Below are 23449 nucleotides of genomic sequence, written 5' to 3' on the forward strand. Positions count from 1 at the left end.
ATGCACACATTATAATAATCGATCAAATGGAGGAATGAATCATGAAAACAATTTATGAAGGTAATTTAGTTGGAACTGGGTTGAAAGTAGCGATCGTCGTATCGCGTTTTAATGAATTCATCACATCTAAGCTGCTTGGTGGAGCTGAAGATGCACTAAAGAGACATGGAATCGAGGAAAGTGACATCTCGGTTACTTGGGTACCTGGAGCATTTGAAATCCCGATGATTGCTAAAAAGCTTGCTCGTTCAGGAAAATATGATGCCGTCATCACTCTTGGAACGGTTATCCGCGGCGCCACTGCACACTTTGAATATGTAAGTGGCGAGGTAGCTAAAGGAGTGGCCGGTCTTGCTTTGCAGGAAGACATTCCAGTGATCTTCGGTGTCCTTACAACGGATACGATTGAGCAGGCAATCGAGCGTGCAGGCACGAAAGCAGGAAACAAAGGATGGGAAGCGGCCGTCTCAGCTATTGAAATGGCTAATCTTGTGCGGGAAATAGAAAAATAATCAATGGTGACCAAAAGCCGGTTCCGTATTGGGGCCGGCTTTTTAATAATAGGGAGTTAGGAGCAGGCTATGTGGTCTGGCAATTCTGATCGGAGATTTTGCATGACTTGAAAAGAGTGACATACGCTCTAAATGAGCAAGGTGAATTCAGAACGAATTACATGTTGGAGAGGTGCTTGATTAGAATCATTCTTAAAAGATCGTAAATTTCTAAATAGGATCATAAACACTGAAACAGGATCATAAATCGTTTGTCTCTCAGTCAAACCGCGGCTTAACCCTCTTGTTACCTGCCACCAGGCGGGTACTATTTCATAAAGCAGCTCTACAATATACATATTTAAAGAAAAGAAGCTCGCTTTTATTCATAAATGCCGATTCTCGACGGAGATACTCCCCAGCCTGATATTATTTAATGCTCTTCCCATACACTGCATAGCCCGTCTCCCCCTCAATTCTTGGATGAAAAATATAATCTGAGAGGTATGACGCATTCTGTTCATATCTGAGAAAAACAACCGAACTAAACTTTCTATAATTCTTATTGGCAAATCCTCACCTTTTTGCTAAAATAATATTTTGTGGCTCATCCTTTTTGGGGATTGAGCGGGTAGGGAGAGGGCAGTTTTATAGGAAGATTATATGAAGGAACGTAAAGGTATTTTTCAGTTAAAGGATCATGATACCTCGTTCAAGCAAGAGATAATGGCCGGAGCGATAGGTTATTTTACGATTGTGTACATTATCGCAGTAAATGCACTCATTCTTTCTGAAGCTGGAATTCCATTCGAAGGGGCAGTCATGGCAACCATACTGGCTTCCTTTGTCGGATGTTTGGTGATGGCCTTTTGGGCGAATGCACCAATTCTTCTGGTTCCGGGGATGGGCATCAATGCGATGTTTACATTCACTCTGGTTAAATCTTCAGGTTTGACGTGGCAGGAAGCTTTAGCTGTCGTAGTTGTTTCGGGGATACTCTTCATGATCATTGCGTTTACTAAGCTTTCTAAAGTATTATCGGAAGCCATCCCGAAGACATTGAAAGAGGCGATTACAGTAGGCCTCGGTATGTTTTTAATGTTCATCGGTCTTGAAAAGGGCGGTCTGATCCAACGCGGGGACTCAGCTCTCATTACGATCGGAGACTTTGGGGAACTTAAGGTGCTCGCTACCGTGCTCACCTTTTTGGTAACGATTTTCCTTTTTATTCGCAACGTAAAAGGTCAATTTTTATGGAGTATCGCATTTGGAACAATGTTAGGGTTTATCTTTGGCATTGAACCTTCTATTTCCGGCAGTACGTTTCACTTGAGTGAATACGGTCAGGTATTTGGACAGATTTCATTTGATGCCGTTTTGGAAATACCCTTTTGGATTGCTGTGTTTTCCGTAACGATGGTACTGGTATTTGAGAACATCGGACTGATACACGGCCATGTAGACATGATCGGACAGCCTCAAAAGTATCCAAAAGCCTTTCAAGCAAATGCTTTTTCCGCATTTACCTCGGGTTTCTTTGGAACGAGTCCAACTGTATCGACGGTTGAAAGTGCAGCAGCGATGACAGCCGGGGGAAGAACTGGCCTGACCTCGCTTACAACCGGGGTATTATTCCTTGGATCTGTCTTATTCATTCCGTATTTAAAATGGATTCCGGATCATGCGATCGCCCCGATCCTCATCATTATTGGAGGATTGATGATACAAAATATCCGTCATATGGATCTTAGAGATCTGACGGAAGCATTTCCGGCCATCTTCATCATTGCGATGATTCCGTTTACCTATAGCATTGCAGATGGTATAGCAATCGGGTTCATCATGTATCCGATCTTGAAAATGGCTACAGGTAAAGCAAGAGAAGTATCCATACCGCTTTACATTATTGCCGGATTATTCTTAATGAACTTCTTTGTTCATTCAATACATTGATGTAAATACTGAGTAAGGAGGCGACATGGCTGTCGTCTCTTTTTTGCATTTTATCGCCAAGTATCTGCTAACTGTTCCACGAATATTCTGACGTGTGACAAAATGCTGTTAAAACATCCATTAATATACATATTTTGTAGACTTTCCACATATTTCTTGATAATATTAAGGAAAAATAAATCGAAATAACCACTTTTAATACATATATTGGTTACGTGCAGGACGAGGGCAGGGGTGGAAAACATGGAAGTATTTGTGGCGAGGCAGCCGATTTTTGATGTGAATGAGGAAAAGGCAGCCTACGAGCTTCTTTACAGACAAAGTCAACTGAATATGTTTCCTGATATAGATGGAGACACAGCGACAGCGGATGTCATCATTAATAGTTTTCTAAATATAGGAATCGATTCATTATCTTCGGGGAAACCTTGTTTCATAAACTTCACTGAAAATCTACTGAAATTACGGGTCCCTACTTATTTTAATCCAAGGGAAATCGTGGTGGAAATTCTTGAGTCTGTTGAGCCGAGCAGGGGTGTGGTGGAAATCTGCCTTGAATTGAAGAAACTCGGGTATAAGATTGCTTTGGATGATTTTATCTTCAATGAATCGAATCCATTCAGTAAAGAGCTTATGAGGACAGCCGATTTTATTAAAGTTGATTTCCAGGCCACGACTGAGGAAATGAGAAGAAATATAGAGGTATTATCCAATCTATTGGGATATAAGATGATCGCTGAAAAGGTCGAGACCGAGCTGCAGTACAAGGAGGCAAGACAGAAGGGGTACCATTATTTCCAAGGATACTTCTTTAGTAAGCCGAAGATTATCGCGTCCCACGATGTACCGGTCTATTTTCATTCCTACTATTCGATCATTCAAAGCCTCGAAATGTCAGAGCCCAGCATTGATGTGATCAGTGGTTTGATCGAGCAGGATCTATCTCTTTCTTACAAACTCTTAAAGCTCATTAATTCACCGGCATACCGTCCTAAACATAAAATTCATTCTATCCGGCAAGCAATCGTGTTACTCGGATTAATGGAGATCAAAAGGTGGATATACGTGCTGGCTGTAAGGGAGCAGGTAGCACACAGGAGAAAATTGGAAAATGAAGTGATTACTTTATGTCTGACGAGAGCCAAAATGTGTGAGCTTGCAGCGAAGAAAGTAAAAGGCCCCGTTAATACATCCAGTTATTTTCTGGCCGGTATGTTTTCCCTGATGGATACCATCCTATCGGTTCCGATGATGCAGATACTCGAAGATTTACCGTTGAATGATGAAATTTGTGATGCATTGATCGGTAAATCAAATGAATTGAAGGATATGCTCGAATTGGTCATTTCAATCGAAAAGGCTGATTGGGTCGATCTCGACAAGAAAATGAGTTCATTAAATCTGACTGAGCAGGATATATCCGAAAGTTACCAGCAAGCCTGTCAATGGGCAGAAGAGCTGCTTACACAGGAACTTACCCATTGATTGGTTACCATACCGGTTTATAGGAACCGGGTTTTAAGAATTTCCTTTGCGGTTTGATATAACGTTTCAATTCCATCAGTAAAAGCCGTTGTACTTTCCTTGAGGTGACTTGTTTTGCAATATCTGCAGGGTAAGGATAAATGCCAACCGAATTAAATCGAACTCTGAACAGGCCTTCTTGCAGAAGGTCTTTATTCTGGTCCATTATCCTGCAAAAGACAAGTACATCGCGTGAGTTGTATTCATCCCCCGCATCGCTCACTTCTTTCACTTGAAACCGAAATAGTAATTCATCCATCGTATCCCCACCTCACTCATTCTCCCAATCCAAAACAGTACAAGTAAAGTGTAACTGTTTTCGCAATTATTTTCAGTAAAAAACAGGGTCATAGAACACATCTTGGATTCAATGTAGTAAACTGATAAAGAGTGGTTATAGCACATTGCCAAATGAAATGGTTTATGGCAAGCTTAAGTTAAAATTAGATTTTATTAGAAGGTGACTCATTGATTCCTAAACAGATTCTGATGAAATCACCAGCAGTGTTTATCATACCCAAAAAATAAATAATAGTCTGATAGATTGTAAGTTACGGAGGTCTTCATGATGAAACTGAATCTTATTAAATGCCACGGTTCTGGAAATGACTTTTTACTGATCGATGAAATTTCAAATCGCTATAGTTTTACAGAAGAAGCAAGACAAAACCTTGCCATATCGTTATGCGACAGACAAAAAGGTTTAGGAGCGGATGGTATACTGTTTGTCCTGGATAGCATGCGCTGTGATGCTGTAATGAGGGTTTTTAATGCAGATGGTTCTGAAGCTTCCATGTGTGGAAATGGTCTCAGATGTGTCGGTCGGTATGTTTGTGAATTATTGGATAAAGAAGAGATTGTCATTGAAACGATGAAAGCTGATTTAAGAGTCGCTGCAGCACCTGCTATCTATGACGATATCCCGACTTATAACGTGGAAATCTCTCCAGTGTATTTTGATCTTGATAAAGTACCGATGAATATGAATTTTTCCCAAGTAATAGATCAAAAGATTCCTGAAATATCGGATCGTTTACACTTTACGGTATTAGCTGTTCCGAATCCGCATTTAATCAGTATTGTGGATGCAGACACAATCATTTCCAATGAACAGAAAATGATTTCAGAAACGGTCAATGGACCGAATAATCTCTTCCCGGACGGGGTGAATGTAAGTTTTGTGCACACCTTGGAGAAAGGCTCCATCTATGTCCGTACATTTGAACGGGGGGTCGGATTCACTAATGCATGCGGTACTGCCATGTCAGCATCAAGTCTGGTCACATGTCTGCTTGGCCAGAATGGATTTGGTGATAAAATTGATGTGTATAATAATGGCGGTAAGGTTCGAGTAGTGGTGAACCGTAAAGAAAACGGTGAGTACTTTATGGAATTAATCGGAAATGCCACCTATATGTTCGAGGCTGAATTGGATTTATCTTTGACCAATCCTGAGGAATTCGAAGTGACATCCCATACGGACTTCAATGAAGAATCTGCCTATGGTCTCCTTCAAAATCATGCCAAAAAGGTTGTGGACAGTCAGGTATTTACAAATGCATAAAGGAACGAGCCTGGACGACATCGTTCAGGCTCATTTTTTGGAGTTTCCTTTGAGAAATTCGATTACTTCATGAAAAGGCTGATTCTCCTTTACCCGTTCAAATTGACTAAATGGACATCCCAGTTTTGAAAAACGGCTCAAAACTTCTTCCATCGTAAACTGCTCCGGGGTTAATTCTTCGTTTACTTCATTCCACCACAGCGGGGCAGCAACAAGAGCTTTGTCGTTCCCTCTTAAAGAATAGGGTGCAATAATCGTTTTCCCTTCAGCGTGCTGGATGTAATCTACATACAGACGCCCCTTTCTATTTTTTTTCATCCGTTCAATCGTGAAATCATCGGGATAATTGGATACAAGGTAATGAGCGATGAATTCAGTGAATATACCTGTGTCCTTCCATGAGTATCCGGCTGGAATAGGGATATAGATCTGGAGCCCTTTGTTTCCTGATGTTTTCACGAAGCTCTTTAATTTCAAACCTTCGAACAACTCCTTCATGATGAGGGCTGCCTTGACCGCCAAAGGAAATTGTTCCCGGCTTGGGGGATCCAAATCAAATACGATTTCATTGACGTCACGCTGTTCCGTTTTCTGAAAAGGTATGTGAAATTCCAATGCGAGTTGATTTCCAAGCCACATCAGACTCTCCAGTTCATTGCAAACAATGTATTCGATCCCGTCTTGTACATGTGTTTCAATATAATCGGGCGCATAATCGGGAACGTTCTTCTGATAAAAGGACTCTCCAAACATCCCATGGGGATATCGAATACAGGTCAATGGACGATTGTGGAGAAAAGGCAGCATGGAAACTGATATCCTGCGAAGGTACCTGATATAATCCAACTTTGTAAGTCGTGGTTCTTCCCATAGAGGTTTGTCAGGATGTGTGATTTCCACGCTTTGAGGTATACTGGCTTCATTTTGGAGGAATTGTTCCAGCGTACATTCTTCAGGACGGGAAGCGAACTTGAACTCATGAAAATGCGGTTCCCTTAATTGCTCTTCATACCAATTTAAGTATAATACCTCCACACAAATTGCCGGTTCAATATAATAATGACTGCCTTCTTTCCGGGAATGATTTTCTTTTATGATTTCTTTTAGTGTTCTTTTTTCACTTGGAGAAATGCCAAAATGAAATAAACCGATTTTTTTAATCTTTTCTTCATCAAAAACGCCGATATGAAAATAATCGTTATTTACATCGACTGACGTGACAAAACACAGGCATTTTTTCCAATTCTTTATTTTAAGCCACGAGGAACTCCGTTTACCTTCTTCCCACTTACTTTCTGAAAGCTTGGCGACTACACCCTCACCTTCTTCACTTGTCACACCACTCCATACCTTATTCCAATCGGTAAAGAAAGGAATCATTTGAATGACGGCGGGGTTGGCCGGGTCAGGTTTCAATGGTAGATCAAGGGTGGAGCATATATCCTCTAATTCCTTTTTGCGCTTAGTATATGATTGGCTGCTCCAGAGCTCATTCCCGCTTTGTATAAGGTCGAAAGCCAAAAACTTTACAGGTCTTGCAGATGATGTTTCTTTGATTTTTTGTTTGTTCTTCATCCTTCCCCTGATTTGAAGTTCGAAAAATTCACTGCTGTATGATGAACGCAGAAGGACAATTTCACCATCCAGCACAAGTGGGAGGGAAGGTGGAGAAGCGGCCTCCAATAATTCCGCTGCATATTCTTTAATCTCAGGGAAATGAGTTAAGAGATCTTTGTTGTTCCTGCTGGTCAATGATATTCCTTCAATGGTATCAATCTTTAAAATTCCCCTGAACCCATCATATTTAACTTCATAATTCCATTTTCCTTGTTTGGGGATTTCCTCTGTAAGAGTGGGCAGCATCGGTTTCATATACATCACCTTGACTATTTTTGTATAGTGTAGCCTCGATCACCTGCGATTATTTCCAATTGTTTATGTGAATGAAGCTTAATAAGTAATTAAAAGATAAAGTTAACAGGATTTAGTATACAAAAAGGAGGGTATTGTAATGCATACCATATGGAAAGGTTCCATAAGTTTCGGATTGGTAAATATTCCAATCAAGCTGCACTCAGCCACCGAAGATCGTGATATTAAGCTTCGATCTCTTCATAAGGAATGTCACACGCCGATCAAATATGAAAAAGTCTGCCCGGTCTGTGATAAAGAAATTGATCACAATGACATCGTTAAGGGTTATGAGGTAACGAAAGGGAAATTTGTGGTATTGGAAGAAGATGAGCTGGCTCAAATTAAAGAAGCAAATGCAGAAAAAACGGTCGAAATTTTAGATTTTATTAAAATCGACGAAATCGATCCCATTTTCTATGACAGAAGCTACTTTGTTTCACCGAATGACGGAGGGAAAAAAGCTTATTCACTTCTGCGAAAAGCCTTAGTGTCTTCTGGTAAAGTAGGCATCGCAAAAATTACGATGAGATCAAAAGAACAATTATCAGTCGTAAGGGTTTATGAGAACACGTTAGTGATGGAGACGATTCATTACCCTGACGAAGTAAGGACTTCTAAAGATGTACCAAATGTACCTGAGAGCGATGAAATCTCAGAAAAAGAACTGGAGACGGCTACAATGCTCATTGAACAACTGACATCAGAATTTCAGCCGGAGAATTATCATGATGAATACCGTGAGCGGCTGAGTCAGTTGATTGAATCCAAGCAAACAGGTGAAAAGATCGTTACTGCAAAAGAAAAGGATCCGAAAGAAAATGTAACGGACTTAATGGCAGCCCTTCAAGCTTCAATTGATTCGACCAAGCCAGAAAAAGCAGAAAAGCCGGATAAGAAAAAAACCACAAAAAAGAAAGCGCCAAAAAAGAAGGCAACAACAAAGAAAAAAGCGCAATAATCCAAATGAAAGGGAAGGAGATCCACATTGGAGGAAAGACATTTAAAAAAGGCTGTATTCTTCATTATTTCTTTAATCTGTCTAGGGTTCTTTACATGGGGCTTTGTTTCCATTCTGGAAGAGTGGAAAGAGAATGAGATTGCGGGATTTGATAATGGAGTTTTCAATGTGGTTCACGGGTTCATTTCTCCCAAACTGACTACATTGATGACTTCCATTACGTTTATGGGTGGAGTGAAGTGGCTGAGTATCAGTACAATTGGACTCGTCATTGTATTGGTATTCATGAAAAAGTATCCTCTCGCTTTATTTTTGACATTGACAGTCAGCCTGGGAGCGGGTTTTAATTGGCTGTTAAAATGGATATTCAAACGGGACAGGCCTGATATTGAAGCCCTCATCGAGCAGGGGGGGTACAGCTTTCCAAGCGGTCACTCGATGGGTTCCTTCATTTTTTACGGCGCTGTGGCGTTTATGTTATATCGTGCACTGGACAGGGCTGTATTTAAGTGGCTGAGCGTACTTGCCTTATCAGTGCTGATTCTTTTTATCGGAATCAGCAGGGTATATTTAGGGGTTCATTATCCGAGTGATATCGTTGGGGGATTTTCAGCCGGAGGAGGCTGGCTGACTCTCTGCATAGCCGTTTATATCTATTTCTACAAACGAAGTGATTGGAAATATGTTGATGAATGAAAAGACCTGAAACGGGGAATCCCGTTTCAGGTCTTTGTTTCTTATCGGTATACTGAATGCTTACCTTTTAAAATAGGTTAAAGATATATGGGCCGAAGGAAGTGACGTAAAGAAGGATGTATACGCCCATAAAATAAAATACTCCGCCAAATGTACCCCAATCCGGATTTCTGCCAATCTTCCAGATCAGAGCGGACAGCAAGGTGATGACTATGATACCTACATACCCGCTTCCTGTAAATGTAAGGTATTCGGGAGCTGCAAAATAAAAGTATCCATTCAAGGCTTTATTCATGAAAGTAAGGGGCATGACCAGGAAAATAAGTATCGAAGCATATTCAACCCAATTAATGCCTTCTTTTTCAAAGATGTTCGGTTTTAACATATAAAGAAGGATCAGCAGGAATAATGAAGGGAGCACCCAATAGAAGGATGTCAGGATGGTGATCACACTGCTGAATATCATCATTATACTGTTATTGACAGCTTCTTTTACGTTTCGCTGGTTGAGTTCAACACTTGCTGAGATGACTTCACGGTCCTGCGACGCACCAAACAGTTCATACATATCTCCATCATAGTCAAGCCAGGCGATACTTTTTTGAGTCAACTGAAACGGAAGATAGGAATAGTGTTTGGTCGTTCCCAGCGGTTCAGCCTGTAACCTCGATGCATCTTCTAAAGGGGCCAAATATACGCTCACTGCGTTATGGTCACTGACTTTATGGCCTTCAGACGTGAAGAGGATGGAATTCTTTCCATCAATCATCACTAATTTTGCAGAACGCGGCCCCTGCAGCATCTCACCTGAATCTGTATTAAGAAACTTAAGGCTTTCAGGTTTGAGTGCGCCTTTTCCGATTTCGTCCAATGAGGATTCCAGTTTCATGATTTTATAGCTTAAAACACCTTGAGCTCTCATTTCCTCATTATAAAGGACTGTCAGAGTATTGTTTTCTACTCCATAGGTAAGGCCGTCAATATGTTGATTCGTTGAGATGTTGACCGTTGCAAAAGGTTCACCTACTATTTTCTCATTTTCATCCATATAATGTAGAACAGCTGTATTATTATTAAGTTGTTCCTGAACAATCGCACTGCCGTTATTTCCTTGATAAACATCCATTATATTTTTAGAAAACACTTGGAGGCTCTTGCTGGATAAATCGGCTGGATTCAATGTGAACAGCTCATTGTCCACCCAGTAATAGATTTTATTGCTCGCTGTACTCAAGCCGGCAGCATTCTCTGAAATGACGACATCCTTGTTGTCTTCAGTTGCTACCAATTGTCCTGATTTCATTTGAATAAAGACAGAACCGTCAGTCCAGAAAGGGTGGCCCCGCGTTATTTTCGTATTCTGGACAGAATCCTGAGTGATATTGAACTGATCATCAAATGCAAGCTGCCGCACTTTTCCTTCATCTGTTAAGAAAAGGCTGCCGTTGTTGAAGAATGCCTGAGGACGTTCTTCAGATGTGAATCCCAACGGAACCGAACGGCTCCATTCCGGTTGAGGCTGTTTCTTGACCTCCAATAATTGGTGGATAAACAGTGCACCCAAAAGCAGTAAGATGATCATCAAAGGCACACCGAATGACTTTAGTTTTTCTTTCACCAAAATCCCCCTCAATCTTTCTCTATCTATTTTGATTTCAATTTAGAATTTTACCACAATTCAATCATATTAGCACCAAATATTTCCTTTGATGAAGACTTTATTTTTTTGCTGGGATCCAGTCAAAATTCGCAAAGACAAGGGAGTGGATCATTATGTTCTCACCCGAAAAGATGATGTACTTTCAATTGTTTTCAGGCGAACATCTTTTGACCTTATTATTGTTTGTGCTGTTTGCTTCAGGAATCTTATGGTGCTTCTCGAGATATACAGACTTTAAATGGCTGGGGACCATACTTGCGGGTACTTTATGTATTTCCGAAACCAGCTATCAGATTTGGATGGCATACCATGGGCTATGGGCGATCCAGACAGCGCTGCCCCTGCAACTTTGCAGCATCAGTACATTTATAGGCATATATTTGTATTTCAAACGTAACAGCAGGTTGTTTTACCTTTTTCTCTATATAGGTTTTATTCCTCCCATTTTGGCACTGATCACTCCTGACAATCCTTATTCCTTTCCCCATTTTCGATATATAAAATATTTCATTCATCACATGGCAATTCCACTTATGGTCCTGTATTTATTTTATTTTGACCATTATCCGCTTCGGAAGAGATCCATACTTTATGGCTTTGGCCTGTTGAATTGTTTAGCGGTGCCCATTTACATCTTGAATAAATTAATCGGGTCTAACTATTTCTTTTTGTCCGGGCCGCCTGAAGGAAACACTCCTTTATTATGGTTCGGTGATGGGATCGTTTATATTTTCAACTTGGAAATTGCTGCGTTATTCGTTTTTTCATTGAATTACCTGATGTTTAAAATGCTGGCCGGCAGAAGAAAGAATCAAAAAATGTCAAGGCTTAGGAGCCATGAAACGAATGAAACGTAAAAAGTTATCTTTTATTGTTGACAAAACCAGAGAGAGGAATTACAATGATATTGAAAATCATTCTCAATGAAAACACAAGAGTTTCCCCCTCTTTCTTTTTATATTCGAGAATGGTTCATGATTACCCCCCTTTAATAAATCGTAAAGACAATCCCGGAGTGCAAAGCTCCGGGATTTTCTTTTTTTCTTCTGAAAAGAGGGAAGTTATTGCAATTCACTGTCACCTGTCGTAAATTGTAAAAGAATGTTCACATCGGAATGATAAAGGAGTGATAAGAGAGTGAATGAAAAAGAAGATAAACGGTTTCATATCGCTCATCGCGAAGCTTTAATCGGAATTGGGCTTGTTGTGATAAATTTTTTATGGTGGTACGGCTTTGCGTTCGGACTTGGCGGGGGTCCTGTTACAGAATATGACTGGATCCTGGGGATGCCAGCGTGGTTCTTTTATAGCTGTATTGCAGGTTTCCTGCTGATGGTTATGTTAGTGGTATTGGTTGTAAGATATATGCTTACAGATATCCCTTTTGATGGAGATGAGGGGGATTATCATGAATAGTATGGCATTGATTCCCATGATTGTATTTTTGATCATCATTTTTATTGTTGGGGTCTATTCCTCAAGGAAGATCGGCAAAGCAGATTCTTTCGTACAGGATTACTTCCTGGGCAGCAGGCAGCTTGGCGGTTTCATTCTGGCTATGACCATGATTGCTACATATGGAAGTGCAAGCAGTTTCATCGGCGGTCCCGGTGCAGCGTATTCATATGGTTTATCATGGGTGCTTCTTGCAATGTCTCAAGTCGTAACCGGCTACTTCGTCCTTCTTGTACTCGGTAAAAAGTTTGCGATCATGTCACGTAAATACAATGCTGTGACGTTGGTCGATTACTTGCAGGGCCGATATCGAAATCATTACATAACGATTCTTTCCGCTCTAAGCATCATGATCTTCCTTTTTTCCGCGATGATTGCGCAGTGGGTCGGGGGAGCTAGATTAATAGAATCGCTAACAGGTCTGTCCTATAAGAGCGCATTATTTCTATTTGCCGTTTCAGTGCTTGTTTATGTCATCATCGGAGGATTCAGGGCTGTGGCCGTCACCGATGCGATACAAGGGGTCGTAATGCTTGGAGGTACGATCATCTTACTGATTGCAACGATCATAGCAGGAGGCGGCATGGAAAATATCATGATGGATCTAAAAGCGGAAAATCCCAATCTCTTAAGCCCGAATGGTGCAAATGGAGAGTTGAGTGCCAGGTATATTTCATCCTTTTGGATCCTCGTAGGGGTTGGGGTTATCGGTCTTCCTCAAGTTGCTGTCAGGGCCATGAGTTATAAAAATTCACGCTCCATGCACAGGGCCCTGATCATCGGTACGATTGTAGTCGGTTCGATTATGCTCGGAATGCATTTAATCGGGGTTCTTGCACGTGCGGTGATGCCCGGAGTGGAGGTTGCCGATAAAGTCATGCCGCTGCTTGCCTTGGAAGTACTCCCTCCGTGGCTTGCAGGCATCGTACTTGCCGCCCCGATGGCTGCCATCATGTCTACAGTCGATTCCCTTTTGTTGATTGTTTCTTCTGCCATCGTCAAAGATCTTTATATGAATTTCATAAATAAAGATGCAGGGGAAAAAAAAGTGAAAAAAATGAGCTTCCTTGTGACATCCATCACCGGGATTGCTGTATTCCTTATGGCTTTAAGTCCACCAGAGTTAATCATCTGGCTGAATCTATTTTCCTTTGGAGGCTTGGAAGCGGTGTTTATCTGGCCGATTGTGCTCGGTCTATACTGGAAGACTGGAAATGCCTATGGAGCGCTGGCCTCCATGCTGTCGGGATTGATTTCATATATCTTATTTCACAGCTTCCTCCCAAACTACCTGGATATGCACACCGTCGTATTCCCGATACTCATATCCTTTTTCATGTATATAACAGTTTCGTTGATGACAAAACAAAAATTATTAAATTAGAGTGTTTGAAGAGAGATTCCATAAGTCCATTAGAGGAATCTCTCTTCTTTTATTTAAAGGAAAATGATAGAAGAAGATAGAATTCTAAAGAAGGGGTGAGGAAAATGAGTTGGAAGCTGACAAAATATAAAGATATAAATGGTTTTTACAGCCGTATATATCCGTTTCTTTTAAAGAAGGAAGCAGAAAATAATCTGCCACTTGGACTGTTGAATAGTATCAAAACGGGTAACAAATATAAAAACCCTCTTCTTATAAGCATAGAGGGGGAGGGATCCCAGGTGAAGGGTGTATTCATTATGACACCTCCGCATCATTTGGTGACAGTTCTTGAAGTGGATGAGAAAGATTACCGCACCGTTGCAGAAGAATTGAATAAACTTCTTAGTGAGGAAGGAATTACCGTGCCGGGATTTGTTTGCGAAAAGGCTGCCGCACAAAAATTGACCGAAGTCTGGTGCGGGCTTAAAGGCTGCCATTACGAAATCGGGATGAATCAGCGAATATATAAATTGGATCATGTAAATGACATTGCATCCCCTGAAGGCAGATTGGTGACGCCCAAGGAGGAAAATCTCCAGCTGCTGACAGAATGGATAGCAGCTTTTACGATTGAAACCGGGGTACACACGTTAACCGAAAATGACGCTCTCGAAAGGGCCAAAGATATGATTTCGAATGAAAAATATCTATATTTTTGGGAAGTTGACGGGAAACCTGTATCGATGGCAAGGGGAGGTCGATGGACGGATAACGGCATCACCGTGAATTTCGTTTACACCCCTAAACCATATAGAAAAAACGGATATGCATCTGCGGTTGTCGCAGGGTTGAGCAGGATACTGCTGAAAGAGTTTGAATTCTGTACCTTGTATACTGACTTGGAGAATCCGACCTCCAACAAAATCTATATGGAGATTGGATATGAGCCTATATGTGATTCCCTTATGATAAACCTGACTGATTCTTAGAAATTTTTATGGATTATAACTTTTTTATTGACATCTCTGATGAAACGAATTAGTATATTAAACAATAAATAAATGAGCGAACGGCTTTGACGAAGAGGAGTACCCTTTGCAGACACTTAAGAGAGCTAGTGGCTGGTGAGAACTAGTGTGAATGCTTTGGGGAATGGACTTCCGAGCCTCCAAACCGAAATCCTTTGGAGAGTAGGCTTTGGCGAATGTCTTATCGTTATAAAAGACACGCATTCAAGCTATGGGCTTCGATGCGGAAGAGTGGACTGTTCAGGCAGTCAACAAAGGTGGCACCACGGGTATCTCGTCCTTTTTATAAGGAATGAGATGCCCTTTTTTATTTGTTTCTAAAATACCCATATAGTAAATCGTCGAATAAGAGTAGTAAGCTTAAGTGAAGCTTTACAGAGAGTTAAGGACCGGTGAGACCTTGACAGGATAGCTTAAGTCGAATGGACTTATGAGAGATGACTTGAATGATGAAGTAGGGTCATACGGTTTTCCGCCGTTATACGGATAGAATATCGGGTTTTAACCCCTGTATTCGAAATGAAGAGGGAGTATATTTATTACTCCAATCTGAGGTGGCACCGCGGTCAGCATCGTCCTCTATGAGCACATCACATCTGTGCTTATAGGGGACTTTTTTATTTGATTGGAGGAATGGAAAGTGAAACAGCAGGAAGCAGTCAATTATGCAGTGAAAGAATTAAATGGTGATTTATATACACCCATTTCGCTTTTTCAATCTTTGAAGGGGTCGAAAAAGTTTTTGCTCGAAAGTTCTTTGAAGCATGAGCAGTCAGGAAGATATTCATTCGTTGGATGCGATCCTTTTTTAGAATGCAAAGCACGCGGCGATGATGTGCAAATCATTAATCACCATACAGGTGAAAAAGAAAATCGCAAAGGGCGTCCCATAGAGATTATCCAACAACTTATACCCAGAGTGGATCAACAGGAACTTGATTTGCCATTTGCAGGGGGAGGCATCGGGTATCTCGGTTATGATTCGATCCGCGAGTATGAAGATATTGGATCTGTACCTCATGATGAAATGAATATGCCTGATATACATTTAATGTTTTACGAAAAAGTGATTGTGTTCGATCATGCTGAACAGAAAATGTATCTCGTAGTTCTCGGCTCTGAAAAAGGCAAGCTGGAAGAAAAGCTGAGGGAAGTGGAGAATCAGATTACAAACGTCTACCTTGATGTAAAAAAGGTGCAGCTGAAAGGCTTGCAGTTTCAATCTCAACTATCTGAACAGGAATTTATCGAAAAAGTAAAAGCGGCCAAAGAATATATCAGGAACGGGGATATTTTCCAGGTCGTACTTTCTCAAAGAATGCAGGCAGATTTTACTGAAGATTCGTTCAGCTTTTACAGAAGGCTGCGTCAATCCAACCCGTCTCCTTACATGTTCTTCATAGATTTCGAGGATTATGTGGTGCTCGGGGCTTCTCCTGAAAGTCTGGTGAAAGTTCAAGGCCGGAAGATTACAACCAATCCAATAGCCGGTACGAGAAAAAGAGGAACGAATGAGGAGGAAGACCATCTTTTAGAAATTGAACTGTCTTCTGATGAAAAGGAAGTAGCTGAGCACAGGATGCTGGTCGATTTAGGAAGAAACGATTTAGGAAAGGTGTGCGAACCGGGTTCGATCAAATTATCAAAATATATGCTGGTAGAGCGGTATAAGTATGTCATGCATTTGGTTTCAGAAGTGAAAGGGGTCCTGAAAGAAGAAGTGACCCCGCTTGAAGCACTGGTAAGCTGCTTACCGGCCGGAACAGTAAGCGGTGCTCCCAAGATTCGGGCCATGCAGATCATCAATGAGCTTGAGGTAAAGAAAAGAGGGGTTTATTCCGGAGCCATCGGTTATATAGGGGTGAATGGCAACCTGGATTTTGCTTTGGCCATCAGGACACTGATATTGAAGGATCATACCGCTTATGTTCAGGCTGGTGCCGGTATTGTTTATGATTCTGACCCTAAAAGTGAATATGAAGAAACACTCAATAAAGCAAAATCCCTATTGGAGGTGGGAGAATGATCCTGCTTATCGACAATTATGATTCCTTCACATATAACCTGTATCAGTATGTAAAGGAACTTGGTGAGGAAGTCCAGATTAAAAGAAATGATCAAATCACGATCGAAGAAATTCAGGAACTAAAACCATCCGGAATCATCCTGTCTCCTGGACCCGGTACACCTGAGAATGCGGGTATCTGCATCGATATTATACAGAATCTTCACACTAGCGTGCCGATTCTGGGTGTGTGCCTGGGCCATCAGGCAGTCGGAGCGGCCTTTGGTGCAAACATCGTGATTGCAGAACGTATCATGCATGGTAAAACATCGTTGATCAGCCATAACGGTCATGGACTATTTCAATATTTAAGTCAGCCACTCGGCGTGATGAGGTATCATTCACTGGTCATTGAAAAAGGTTCCCTTCCGCCTCAGTTAGAAATAACCGCTGTGTCGATGGATGACAAAGAGATCATGGCCATTAAGCATATGCGTTACCCCGTTTTCGGGGTTCAATTTCACCCGGAATCGATAGGGACCGAGACTGGCAGGAAAATGCTGAAAAATTTCATAGATGAGATGAGAAAGGGGAATAACCGTGAAACAGTTTCTGCAAAAGCTATCTAACGGACATTCATTAGAGCGAGATGAGATGAGAAGAGCTGCACATGAATTATTCAGTGAAGAAACGACTGACAGTCAAATCGCGTGTTTCTTGACACTGTTGAAAATGAAAGGTGAATCGGTGGATGAAATTACAGGCCTGGTCCAGGTGCTCAGAGAGAAGGCCTTGCCGGTAAGTAACAAAATGTGCGGAGTATTGGATAACTGCGGAACCGGTGGAGACGGTTCAAACAGTTTCAATATCAGTACAACGAGTGCCTTTGTACTGGCAGGTGCGGGAGTGAAAGTTGCTAAGCACGGAAACAGGAGCATTTCAAGTAGAACGGGCAGTGCCGATGTTCTGGAGCACCTGGGAGTATCACTGGATTTCAATGCAAATGAAATCAACACCCTTTTGGCAGAATGTAATATCGCATTTCTTTACGCCCCCCATATCCATGCCGGGCTCAAAAGGATCATGAAAGTCAGAAAGGAGATAAAAATTCCTACGATCTTTAATCTGATCGGTCCTTTAACAAATCCAGTGGAGCTGGAAACTCAGCTGATCGGGGTGTACAGAAGAGATAAGCTTGAAACGATGGCAGAGGTATTGAATCAACTAGGAAGAAAAAGGGCAATTGTTTTAAACGGTGCGGATCACATGGATGAGGCATCTCTTGCAGGAGAAAATCATCTGGTGCTGCTCGATAAAGGCAGAATCACTCCTATTACGGTCAAAGGTGAAGATGTCGGTCTGCCCCATTATCCCAATTCAATGATTAAAGGGGGAGAAGCAGCTGATAACGCGCTAATTCTTCAAGCGGTCTTAGAAGGAAAAGAAGGGCCTTACCTTGACACCGTTTTATTCAATGCAGGAATCGCTTTATACGCACATGGAAGTGTATCCACTATAGCAGAAGGAATCAAAGAAGCACGGAAAAGCATAACCTCAGGTAAAGCGAAAGAAATTCTTCACTCGCTGATCACGTTCAGTGGGCAAAAGAGAAAGCAGGTGATTTAAGTGGCTGACATTCTTCAAGAAATCATAGATAAGAAAATGAGTGAAGTGAAAGAACTGAAAGAACGGGGTTTCAAAACATATAATCAATCATTTAAGCAATCACGCGGTTTATATGACTCTCTAATGAAAGCAGACAGACTACAGGTGATAGCAGAGATAAAACGGGCTTCGCCATCAAAGGGTGATATCAAAGTGGAGGTGGAACCCGTCGCTCAGGCGAAGGATTATGAACAAGCAGGCGCAGCCGCCATTTCAGTATTAACGGACACCCCATTCTTCAAAGGAACGATGGATGATCTGGCAGAGGTCAGGAAGCAGGTCAGTCTCCCGATCCTGTGCAAAGATTTCATCATAGATCCCATACAAATCGACAGGGCTCATGATGCTGGTGCCAACATCATCCTTCTGATCGTGGCCGCCCTTGATAAAGCAACTCTTCACTCTTTGTTCGACTATGCAGGAAATCTGGGGCTTGAAGTATTAGTAGAAGTCCACAATGAAGAAGAAATGAGAATTGCTTTGGATATGGGTGCGAGCATCATCGGAATCAATAATCGCAATTTAAAAACGTTTGAAGTCAGTTTGGATGTAACGGAGAACCTGGCAGCCATGATTAAAAATAAAAAAACCGTCCTCATCAGTGAAAGCGGGATTAAAAATAAATCTGATTGTGAAAGAGCGGCAAAAGCCGGTGCTCACGGAGTATTGGTCGGAGAGACCTTGATGAGAAGTGAAGACAGTGGAAAGACCCTCTCCTCCCTTCAAGTGTCAAGGAGCGGAGTGTTATGACAAAAGTAAAAGTGTGTGGAATACAAGATTTGAAAGCGGCTCAATGGGCGGTGGATGCAGGAGCAGACGCTGTGGGATTCATCTTTGCCGAAAGCAGACGAAGAATTTCAGTGGAAAAGGCGGCTGCCATCTCTAATTCAATTCACGAAGGTATTCTTAAAATCGGTGTATTCGTGAATGCCTCTAAGGAGGAACTGGAAGACATTGTAGAAAAGGTGAAACTCGACTATGTTCAACTGCATGGAGATGAAAGTCCTGCTTTTTGCAATAGCCTAAACGTTCCTTATATCAAGGCAGTCGCGGTCACGGAAGAGAGAGATTTAAATATCCTGCCGGAATATAGTGGTGAATTCGTGCTTGTCGACAGTGGAAAAGGACCGTACAGGGGAGGCAACGGGACCTCTTTCGACTGGGAATATCTTAAAGACTATCAATCCAGTAATCATAAATTGATACTCGCAGGTGGCTTGAAGAAGGACAACGTAAGAATGGCAGTCAGCATAGCAAAACCTTATATGGTCGACGTTTCAAGCGGAGTGGAAAGCGGCGGTATCAAAGATAAAGAAAAGATATTGGATTTCATTAATGAAGTAAGAGCCATAAAAACTGATAGTGAAAGCGGGGAGTTACAATGATTTATGCACAGCCGAACCAAAAAGGGTTATTTGGACAGTTTGGTGGAAAATATGTTCCGGAAACATTAATGAAAGCAGTGAAGGAACTTGAAGCGGCTTATAATGAAGCTTCAAAAGACGACGAATTCCAGCACAAACTCAGGTACTATCTTAAGGAGTATGTAGGCAGGGAAAATCCTCTTTACTTTGCAGAAAACTTAACGAAAAAAGTCGGCGGGGCAAAATTGTATCTGAAAAGGGAAGATCTAAACCATACCGGAGCCCACAAGATCAATAATACAATCGGCCAGGCATTACTTGCCGAACGGATGGGCAAGCGGAAGATAGTAGCCGAAACAGGGGCGGGTCAACATGGGGTAGCCACTGCTACAGTCTGTGCGCTTTTGAACCTTGAATGTGTCATCTTTATGGGCGAAGAAGATATCAGGAGGCAGAAATTGAATGTTTTCCGAATGGAACTGCTAGGTGCCAAAGTGGTCAGTGTTACGGCAGGAAGCGCCACATTGAAAGATGCAGTAAACGAAGCCCTCCGATACTGGGTCGCAAATGTGGAGGATACTCACTATATCATCGGCTCGGTTCTTGGTCCGCATCCGTTCCCTAAAATGGTTCGGGATTTTCAAAGTGTGATAGGACATGAAACAAAGAAACAATTTTTTGAAAAAGAAAAATCCCTTCCTCAGGCGATTGTGGCGTGCGTAGGGGGAGGAAGTAACGCAATCGGGATGTTCCACCCATTCATTGAAGATAAAGATGTTGAATTGTATGGGGTAGAAGCAGCCGGTTCCGGCCTCGATTCAGATAAACATGCGGCAACACTCACGAAAGGAACTCCGGGGATCCTGCACGGGAGCTTGATGTATCTCCTCCAGGATGACGACGGCCAGATTCAGGAAGCCCATTCCGTCTCTGCCGGCCTCGATTATCCCGGGGTCGGTCCTGAACACAGCTATTTGAAGGATATTAATAGAGTCCAATATACTTCAATCTCTGACAAAGAAGCATTGGATGCGTTCAAGAAGTTGTCACAAACGGAAGGGATCATTCCCGCATTGGAAAGCTCACATGCTGTTGCATATGCGTTGAAACTGGCAAAGGAAATGAAAGCTGACGAATCGGTCGTCATTTGTCTGTCGGGAAGAGGAGATAAAGACGTGGAACAAGTGAAGGAATTGCTGGGAGGTAATGAGAATGGGTAAGGTGTTCATGGAACAGGCATTTCAATATGAATTGGATAAAGGAAATAAATTGTTCATCCCCTATATCATGGCAGGAGATGGAGGGATCGAGAGTTTTATAGATACATTGAAACAACTAGAGGAAGCCGGGGCGACGGCCATCGAAGTCGGCATCCCCTTCTCAGATCCTGTCGCTGATGGCCCTACAATCCAGAAAGCAGGAATAAGGGCTCTCGAAAAAGGAGTCAATTTGCAGCAGGTATTGGATGAGCTGGTCCGGAGAAGAGAAGAAATCGGTGTACCATTAGTGTTCATGACGTACATCAATCCGGTTTTTAAATATGGCATCGACCGCTTTTTTACTCGATGTGAAGAAGCTGGAGTGGACGGGCTGATTATCCCGGATCTGCCAGTCGAGCACCTTGATCTGATATCCGCGCCTGCAGAGAAACATGGGATAGCGATCATCCAGCTTGCCACCTTGACCAGTTCACGTGAACGGATCAGTGAACTTGCAAACCTGACGGAAGGATTTTTGTATGCCGTGACCATAAACGGCACGACAGGGGCGAGAAATGCTGTTAATGAAAAGATCGGCGATCATCTGCAAATACTAAAAGAATATAGTAAAGTCCCTGTCCTTGCCGGCTTTGGTATTTCCACCCCGGAGCATGTAACGGAAATGACCGAGAATTGTGACGGAGTTGTAGTCGGAAGCCGGATCATCGACCTCCTTCAGGAGAACAGGCTCAGCGAAATAAAAGAATTAATCGATGCCGTAAAAATTAATTCGCTGCAAAGTAAGAGATAGACTTAAAAGTCTGTTAATCAATTTGTTAAGGATATGTTAAAGGTCCTTATGGAGTTTAAGGAGACTCCAGCTGTTGATTGGAGTGCAAGACGAAGACTCCTGCGGGAGAAGTGGCCAATGTGAGACCCCGCAGGAGCGCAGCGACGAGTTATCATGAACAAAACTAGCTCCTTATTCGTAACTTCGTAGGTTAACTGGGTATATGAAAGTAAGCACAATCAAACCCAATCAGAGCTACATTACGAAAGGAGCTAGCTTATTATGAAGAATACCACAAAATTTATTGGTTTAGACGTATCTAAAGAAAAAATTTCAGTTGCCATCGCAGATGTAGGACGTGAAGCTCCAAGGTACTATGGCATGATTCCTCATACTGCTGAAGCCCTCCGGTCTCTCGTGAAAAAGCTTGGTCAATCTGAAAACCTGTACATGTGTTATGAAGCTGGACCAACAGGCTATCCACTCTATCGCTTACTGACTTCAATGGGTGTGCATTGTGATATTATTGCGCCATCACTCATTCCTCAAAAGCCTGGGGAGCGTGTGAAAACAGATAAAAGAGACGCCATCCGACTCGCTCAGCTCTATAGAGCTGGTGAGTTAACAACGATCCATGTGCCTTCAGAAGAAGGTGAAGCACTGCGTGATCTGGTTCGCTGCCGTGAAGATGCAAAAGAAGATGAGCTGCGTGCCAGACACCGGCTGACTAAATTCCTGATGCGTCACGAAATCCGGCCACCCGATGGTGTGAATCGTTGGACAATTAAATACTACAGGTGGCTTGATACACTGAAGTTCGAGTATTCATCTGCGCGTGTTGTATTTCAGGAATACTATCATCAACTCAAAGAGCTTCAACAGCGGGTGATTAGACTTGAAGAAGAGATTCGCGAACAGTCCACAAAAAATGTGCACGCACCGATGATCCAGGCTTTTCAATCACTACGGGGCATCGCACTGATTACGGCGACCAGCCTTGTCGCAGAAGTAGCGTGTTTCCAACGCTTTCAGACGGCGCCTCAATTTATGGCTTACGCCGGATTGATTCCGAGTGAGTACTCAAGTGGTGAACGCAGACACCAGGGGCAAATCACAAAAGCCGGTAACCGACATTTGAGAAAACTGTTAATTGAAGCTGCCTGGAGTTACCGATATTCACCTGCCGTTAAAGGTGATTTAAAAAAGCGTCAACAAGGAAGTCCGCTTACTGTGAAGGAAATCTCCTGGAAAGCGCAAAACAGACTCCATAAAAAATATTACCGATTGGTTTCTAAAGGGAAAGAAAAAAATAAAGCCATTACCGCTGTCGCCAGGGAACTAGCTGGGTTTATTTGGGCGATTTCGCAAGAAATCAAACCGATTCATCAGTAAATCCTTTGTTTCAAGTGATCTAGTGTTCCTTGTATACAGTTTTGCCCAAACGAAACGAAGATGAGATGAGCTTAGGGCTCGAAGGCAAAGATCAACACCGGGAAGGAACATCCACGTGCCTCCTCTGTGCTAGTCTGATTCGTCAGATGAATGCACGTTACGAGTTAGTGGGAAAGTCCTTCATACGGAAAGATAAAATGTGTGAATCCACGAATATCAGAGTGCTAACCGCAGTCGAACATTTTTGCCTTCGTGCCGTGTGCTTACCTTTAGTTTCATCCTAAATGAAAGGAGAAAACCAGTAGGAAACGCACAGTCAAAGCAAAGTTTAAAAGAAGCTGTAGGGGCTTCGCTTCTTAAAGGCGGACAAAAATAATTCAAAATCGAATGGGGAGCACCTGTATTGACAGTTTTGTTCATATCAG

General features: G+C 42.2%; 21 protein-coding genes, 1 pseudogene and 2 other annotated features. Of the genes and pseudogenes, 18 read left to right on the forward strand and 4 right to left on the reverse strand.

Annotation, left to right across the window (positions count from 1 at the left end):
• Positions 1–41 precede the first annotated feature (41 nt).
• The 3 genes from ribE to HWX64_RS20455 all read left to right on the forward strand — a co-directional run bounded on the left by ribE (position 42) and on the right by HWX64_RS20455 (position 3929).
• Positions 42–512, forward strand: a complete 471-nt coding sequence (gene ribE, locus HWX64_RS20445; RefSeq protein ID WP_175991339.1) for a 6,7-dimethyl-8-ribityllumazine synthase — start codon at positions 42–44, stop codon at positions 510–512.
• Between the two features lie 642 nt (positions 513–1154).
• Positions 1155–2444 (forward strand): NCS2 family permease, encoded by a 1290-nt coding sequence (locus tag HWX64_RS20450; RefSeq protein ID WP_175991340.1) that lies wholly within the window; start codon positions 1155–1157, stop codon positions 2442–2444.
• 243 nt (positions 2445–2687) lie between these two features.
• Positions 2688–3929, forward strand: a complete 1242-nt coding sequence (locus tag HWX64_RS20455; RefSeq protein WP_175991341.1) for an EAL and HDOD domain-containing protein — start codon at positions 2688–2690, stop codon at positions 3927–3929.
• A 4-nt stretch (positions 3930–3933) separates the two neighbouring features.
• Here HWX64_RS20455 and HWX64_RS20460 read toward each other — a convergent pair whose 3' ends face one another.
• The gene (locus tag HWX64_RS20460; protein ID WP_175991342.1) at positions 3934–4227 is read right to left on the reverse strand and encodes a hypothetical protein; all 294 of its coding nucleotides are present in this window, start codon (positions 4225–4227) and stop codon (positions 3934–3936) included.
• A gap of 309 nt (positions 4228–4536) precedes the next feature.
• Here HWX64_RS20460 and dapF point away from each other — a divergent pair, with 309 nt between their 5' ends.
• A complete protein-coding gene (gene dapF, locus HWX64_RS20465; protein WP_175991628.1) occupies positions 4537–5532 on the forward strand; it encodes a diaminopimelate epimerase in 996 nt (331 codons plus the stop codon).
• Positions 5533–5562: 30 nt separating this feature from the next.
• Here dapF and HWX64_RS20470 read toward each other — a convergent pair whose 3' ends face one another.
• Positions 5563–7404, reverse strand: a complete 1842-nt coding sequence (locus HWX64_RS20470; RefSeq protein ID WP_175991343.1) for a DNA ligase D — start codon at positions 7402–7404, stop codon at positions 5563–5565.
• Positions 7405–7543: 139 nt separating this feature from the next.
• On the opposite strand from HWX64_RS20470, the gene HWX64_RS20475 reads away from it, so the two are divergent.
• Both HWX64_RS20475 and HWX64_RS20480 read left to right on the forward strand, forming a co-directional pair.
• Entirely contained in the window at positions 7544–8404 is an 861-nt protein-coding gene (locus tag HWX64_RS20475; protein ID WP_175991344.1) for a Ku protein, read from the forward strand.
• Positions 8405–8431: 27 nt separating this feature from the next.
• Positions 8432–9100, forward strand: a complete 669-nt coding sequence (locus HWX64_RS20480; RefSeq protein WP_175991345.1) for a phosphatase PAP2 family protein — start codon at positions 8432–8434, stop codon at positions 9098–9100.
• Here HWX64_RS20480 and HWX64_RS22215 read toward each other — a convergent pair.
• Together HWX64_RS22215 and HWX64_RS20485 are read right to left on the reverse strand one after the other, a co-directional pair.
• Positions 9057–9158 (reverse strand): annotated as a pseudogene (locus tag HWX64_RS22215) (hypothetical protein); the annotation flags it as partial. The gene HWX64_RS20480 and the pseudogene HWX64_RS22215 overlap by 44 nt on opposite strands.
• A 9-nt stretch (positions 9159–9167) precedes the next feature.
• On the reverse strand, positions 9168–10718 hold the full coding sequence (locus tag HWX64_RS20485; RefSeq protein ID WP_175991346.1) for a hypothetical protein: 1551 nt from the start codon (positions 10716–10718) through the stop codon (positions 9168–9170).
• A gap of 155 nt (positions 10719–10873) precedes the next feature.
• On the opposite strand from HWX64_RS20485, the gene HWX64_RS20490 reads away from it, so the two are divergent.
• The 12 genes from HWX64_RS20490 (at position 10874) to HWX64_RS20545 (ending at position 23024) form a co-directional block, all read left to right on the forward strand.
• The gene (locus tag HWX64_RS20490; protein ID WP_175991347.1) at positions 10874–11617 is read left to right on the forward strand and encodes a TIGR02206 family membrane protein; all 744 of its coding nucleotides are present in this window, start codon (positions 10874–10876) and stop codon (positions 11615–11617) included.
• A 280-nt stretch (positions 11618–11897) separates the two neighbouring features.
• Entirely contained in the window at positions 11898–12176 is a 279-nt protein-coding gene (locus tag HWX64_RS20495) for a YhdT family protein (protein ID WP_175991348.1), read from the forward strand.
• Positions 12169–13599 (forward strand): sodium/pantothenate symporter, encoded by a 1431-nt coding sequence (gene panF, locus HWX64_RS20500; RefSeq protein WP_175991349.1) that lies wholly within the window; start codon positions 12169–12171, stop codon positions 13597–13599. Before HWX64_RS20495 ends, panF begins: the two co-directional genes overlap by 8 nt.
• 104 nt (positions 13600–13703) lie before the next feature.
• A complete protein-coding gene (locus tag HWX64_RS20505; RefSeq protein WP_175991350.1) occupies positions 13704–14570 on the forward strand; it encodes a GNAT family N-acetyltransferase in 867 nt (288 codons plus the stop codon).
• A gap of 77 nt (positions 14571–14647) precedes the next feature.
• Positions 14648–14894 (forward strand) — a binding site (T-box leader).
• A gap of 47 nt (positions 14895–14941) precedes the next feature.
• Positions 14942–15192, forward strand: a binding site (T-box leader).
• Between the two features lie 57 nt (positions 15193–15249).
• Positions 15250–16635 (forward strand): anthranilate synthase component I, encoded by a 1386-nt coding sequence (trpE, locus tag HWX64_RS20510; protein ID WP_175991351.1) that lies wholly within the window; start codon positions 15250–15252, stop codon positions 16633–16635.
• Entirely contained in the window at positions 16632–17243 is a 612-nt protein-coding gene (locus tag HWX64_RS20515) for an aminodeoxychorismate/anthranilate synthase component II (protein WP_175991352.1), read from the forward strand. The genes trpE and HWX64_RS20515 overlap by 4 nt, the downstream gene beginning before the upstream one ends.
• Positions 17215–18240 carry an anthranilate phosphoribosyltransferase gene (gene trpD, locus HWX64_RS20520; protein ID WP_175991353.1) on the forward strand — a complete coding sequence of 342 codons (1026 nt, stop codon included), beginning with the start codon at positions 17215–17217 and terminating at the stop codon, positions 18238–18240. Before HWX64_RS20515 ends, trpD begins: the two co-directional genes overlap by 29 nt.
• Positions 18241–19029: an indole-3-glycerol phosphate synthase TrpC gene (gene trpC, locus HWX64_RS20525; protein ID WP_175991354.1), complete on the forward strand. Its 789-nt coding sequence runs from the start codon at positions 18241–18243 to the stop codon at positions 19027–19029.
• The gene (locus HWX64_RS20530) at positions 19026–19664 is read left to right on the forward strand and encodes a phosphoribosylanthranilate isomerase (RefSeq protein ID WP_175991355.1); all 639 of its coding nucleotides are present in this window, start codon (positions 19026–19028) and stop codon (positions 19662–19664) included. Before trpC ends, HWX64_RS20530 begins: the two co-directional genes overlap by 4 nt.
• Positions 19661–20863, forward strand: a complete 1203-nt coding sequence (gene trpB, locus HWX64_RS20535) for a tryptophan synthase subunit beta (RefSeq protein ID WP_175991356.1) — start codon at positions 19661–19663, stop codon at positions 20861–20863. Before HWX64_RS20530 ends, trpB begins: the two co-directional genes overlap by 4 nt.
• Complete coding sequence (gene trpA / locus HWX64_RS20540) at positions 20856–21653, forward strand: tryptophan synthase subunit alpha (RefSeq protein ID WP_175991357.1); 798 nt, start codon at positions 20856–20858, stop codon at positions 21651–21653. The genes trpB and trpA overlap by 8 nt, the downstream gene beginning before the upstream one ends.
• Positions 21654–21914: 261 nt before the next feature.
• Positions 21915–23024 (forward strand): IS110 family transposase, encoded by a 1110-nt coding sequence (locus HWX64_RS20545; protein ID WP_175990997.1) that lies wholly within the window; start codon positions 21915–21917, stop codon positions 23022–23024.
• The last annotated feature ends 425 nt before the right edge of the window (positions 23025–23449 follow it).

The organism is Bacillus sp. Marseille-Q1617 (genome assembly GCF_903645295.1).
In the GTDB taxonomy this organism is placed as follows: domain Bacteria; phylum Bacillota; class Bacilli; order Bacillales; family Bacillaceae_B; genus Rossellomorea.

Coding starts and splice junctions, on each gene's coding strand:
- HWX64_RS20515 (WP_175991352.1), top strand. CDS start 16,632: ATGATCCTGCTTATCGACAATTATGATTCCTTCACATATAACCTGTAT.
- ribE (WP_175991339.1), top strand. CDS start 42: ATGAAAACAATTTATGAAGGTAATTTAGTTGGAACTGGGTTGAAAGTA.
- HWX64_RS20455 (WP_175991341.1), top strand. CDS start 2,688: ATGGAAGTATTTGTGGCGAGGCAGCCGATTTTTGATGTGAATGAGGAA.
- HWX64_RS20470 (WP_175991343.1), bottom strand. CDS start 7,404: ATGAAACCGATGCTGCCCACTCTTACAGAGGAAATCCCCAAACAAGGA.
- HWX64_RS20450 (WP_175991340.1), top strand. CDS start 1,155: ATGAAGGAACGTAAAGGTATTTTTCAGTTAAAGGATCATGATACCTCG.
- HWX64_RS20460 (WP_175991342.1), bottom strand. CDS start 4,227: ATGGATGAATTACTATTTCGGTTTCAAGTGAAAGAAGTGAGCGATGCG.
- HWX64_RS20505 (WP_175991350.1), top strand. CDS start 13,704: ATGAGTTGGAAGCTGACAAAATATAAAGATATAAATGGTTTTTACAGC.
- trpA (WP_175991357.1), top strand. CDS start 20,856: ATGGGTAAGGTGTTCATGGAACAGGCATTTCAATATGAATTGGATAAA.
- HWX64_RS20475 (WP_175991344.1), top strand. CDS start 7,544: ATGCATACCATATGGAAAGGTTCCATAAGTTTCGGATTGGTAAATATT.
- HWX64_RS20490 (WP_175991347.1), top strand. CDS start 10,874: ATGTTCTCACCCGAAAAGATGATGTACTTTCAATTGTTTTCAGGCGAA.
- panF (WP_175991349.1), top strand. CDS start 12,169: ATGAATAGTATGGCATTGATTCCCATGATTGTATTTTTGATCATCATT.
- HWX64_RS20545 (WP_175990997.1), top strand. CDS start 21,915: ATGAAGAATACCACAAAATTTATTGGTTTAGACGTATCTAAAGAAAAA.
- HWX64_RS20530 (WP_175991355.1), top strand. CDS start 19,026: ATGACAAAAGTAAAAGTGTGTGGAATACAAGATTTGAAAGCGGCTCAA.
- dapF (WP_175991628.1), top strand. CDS start 4,537: ATGAAACTGAATCTTATTAAATGCCACGGTTCTGGAAATGACTTTTTA.
- trpB (WP_175991356.1), top strand. CDS start 19,661: ATGATTTATGCACAGCCGAACCAAAAAGGGTTATTTGGACAGTTTGGT.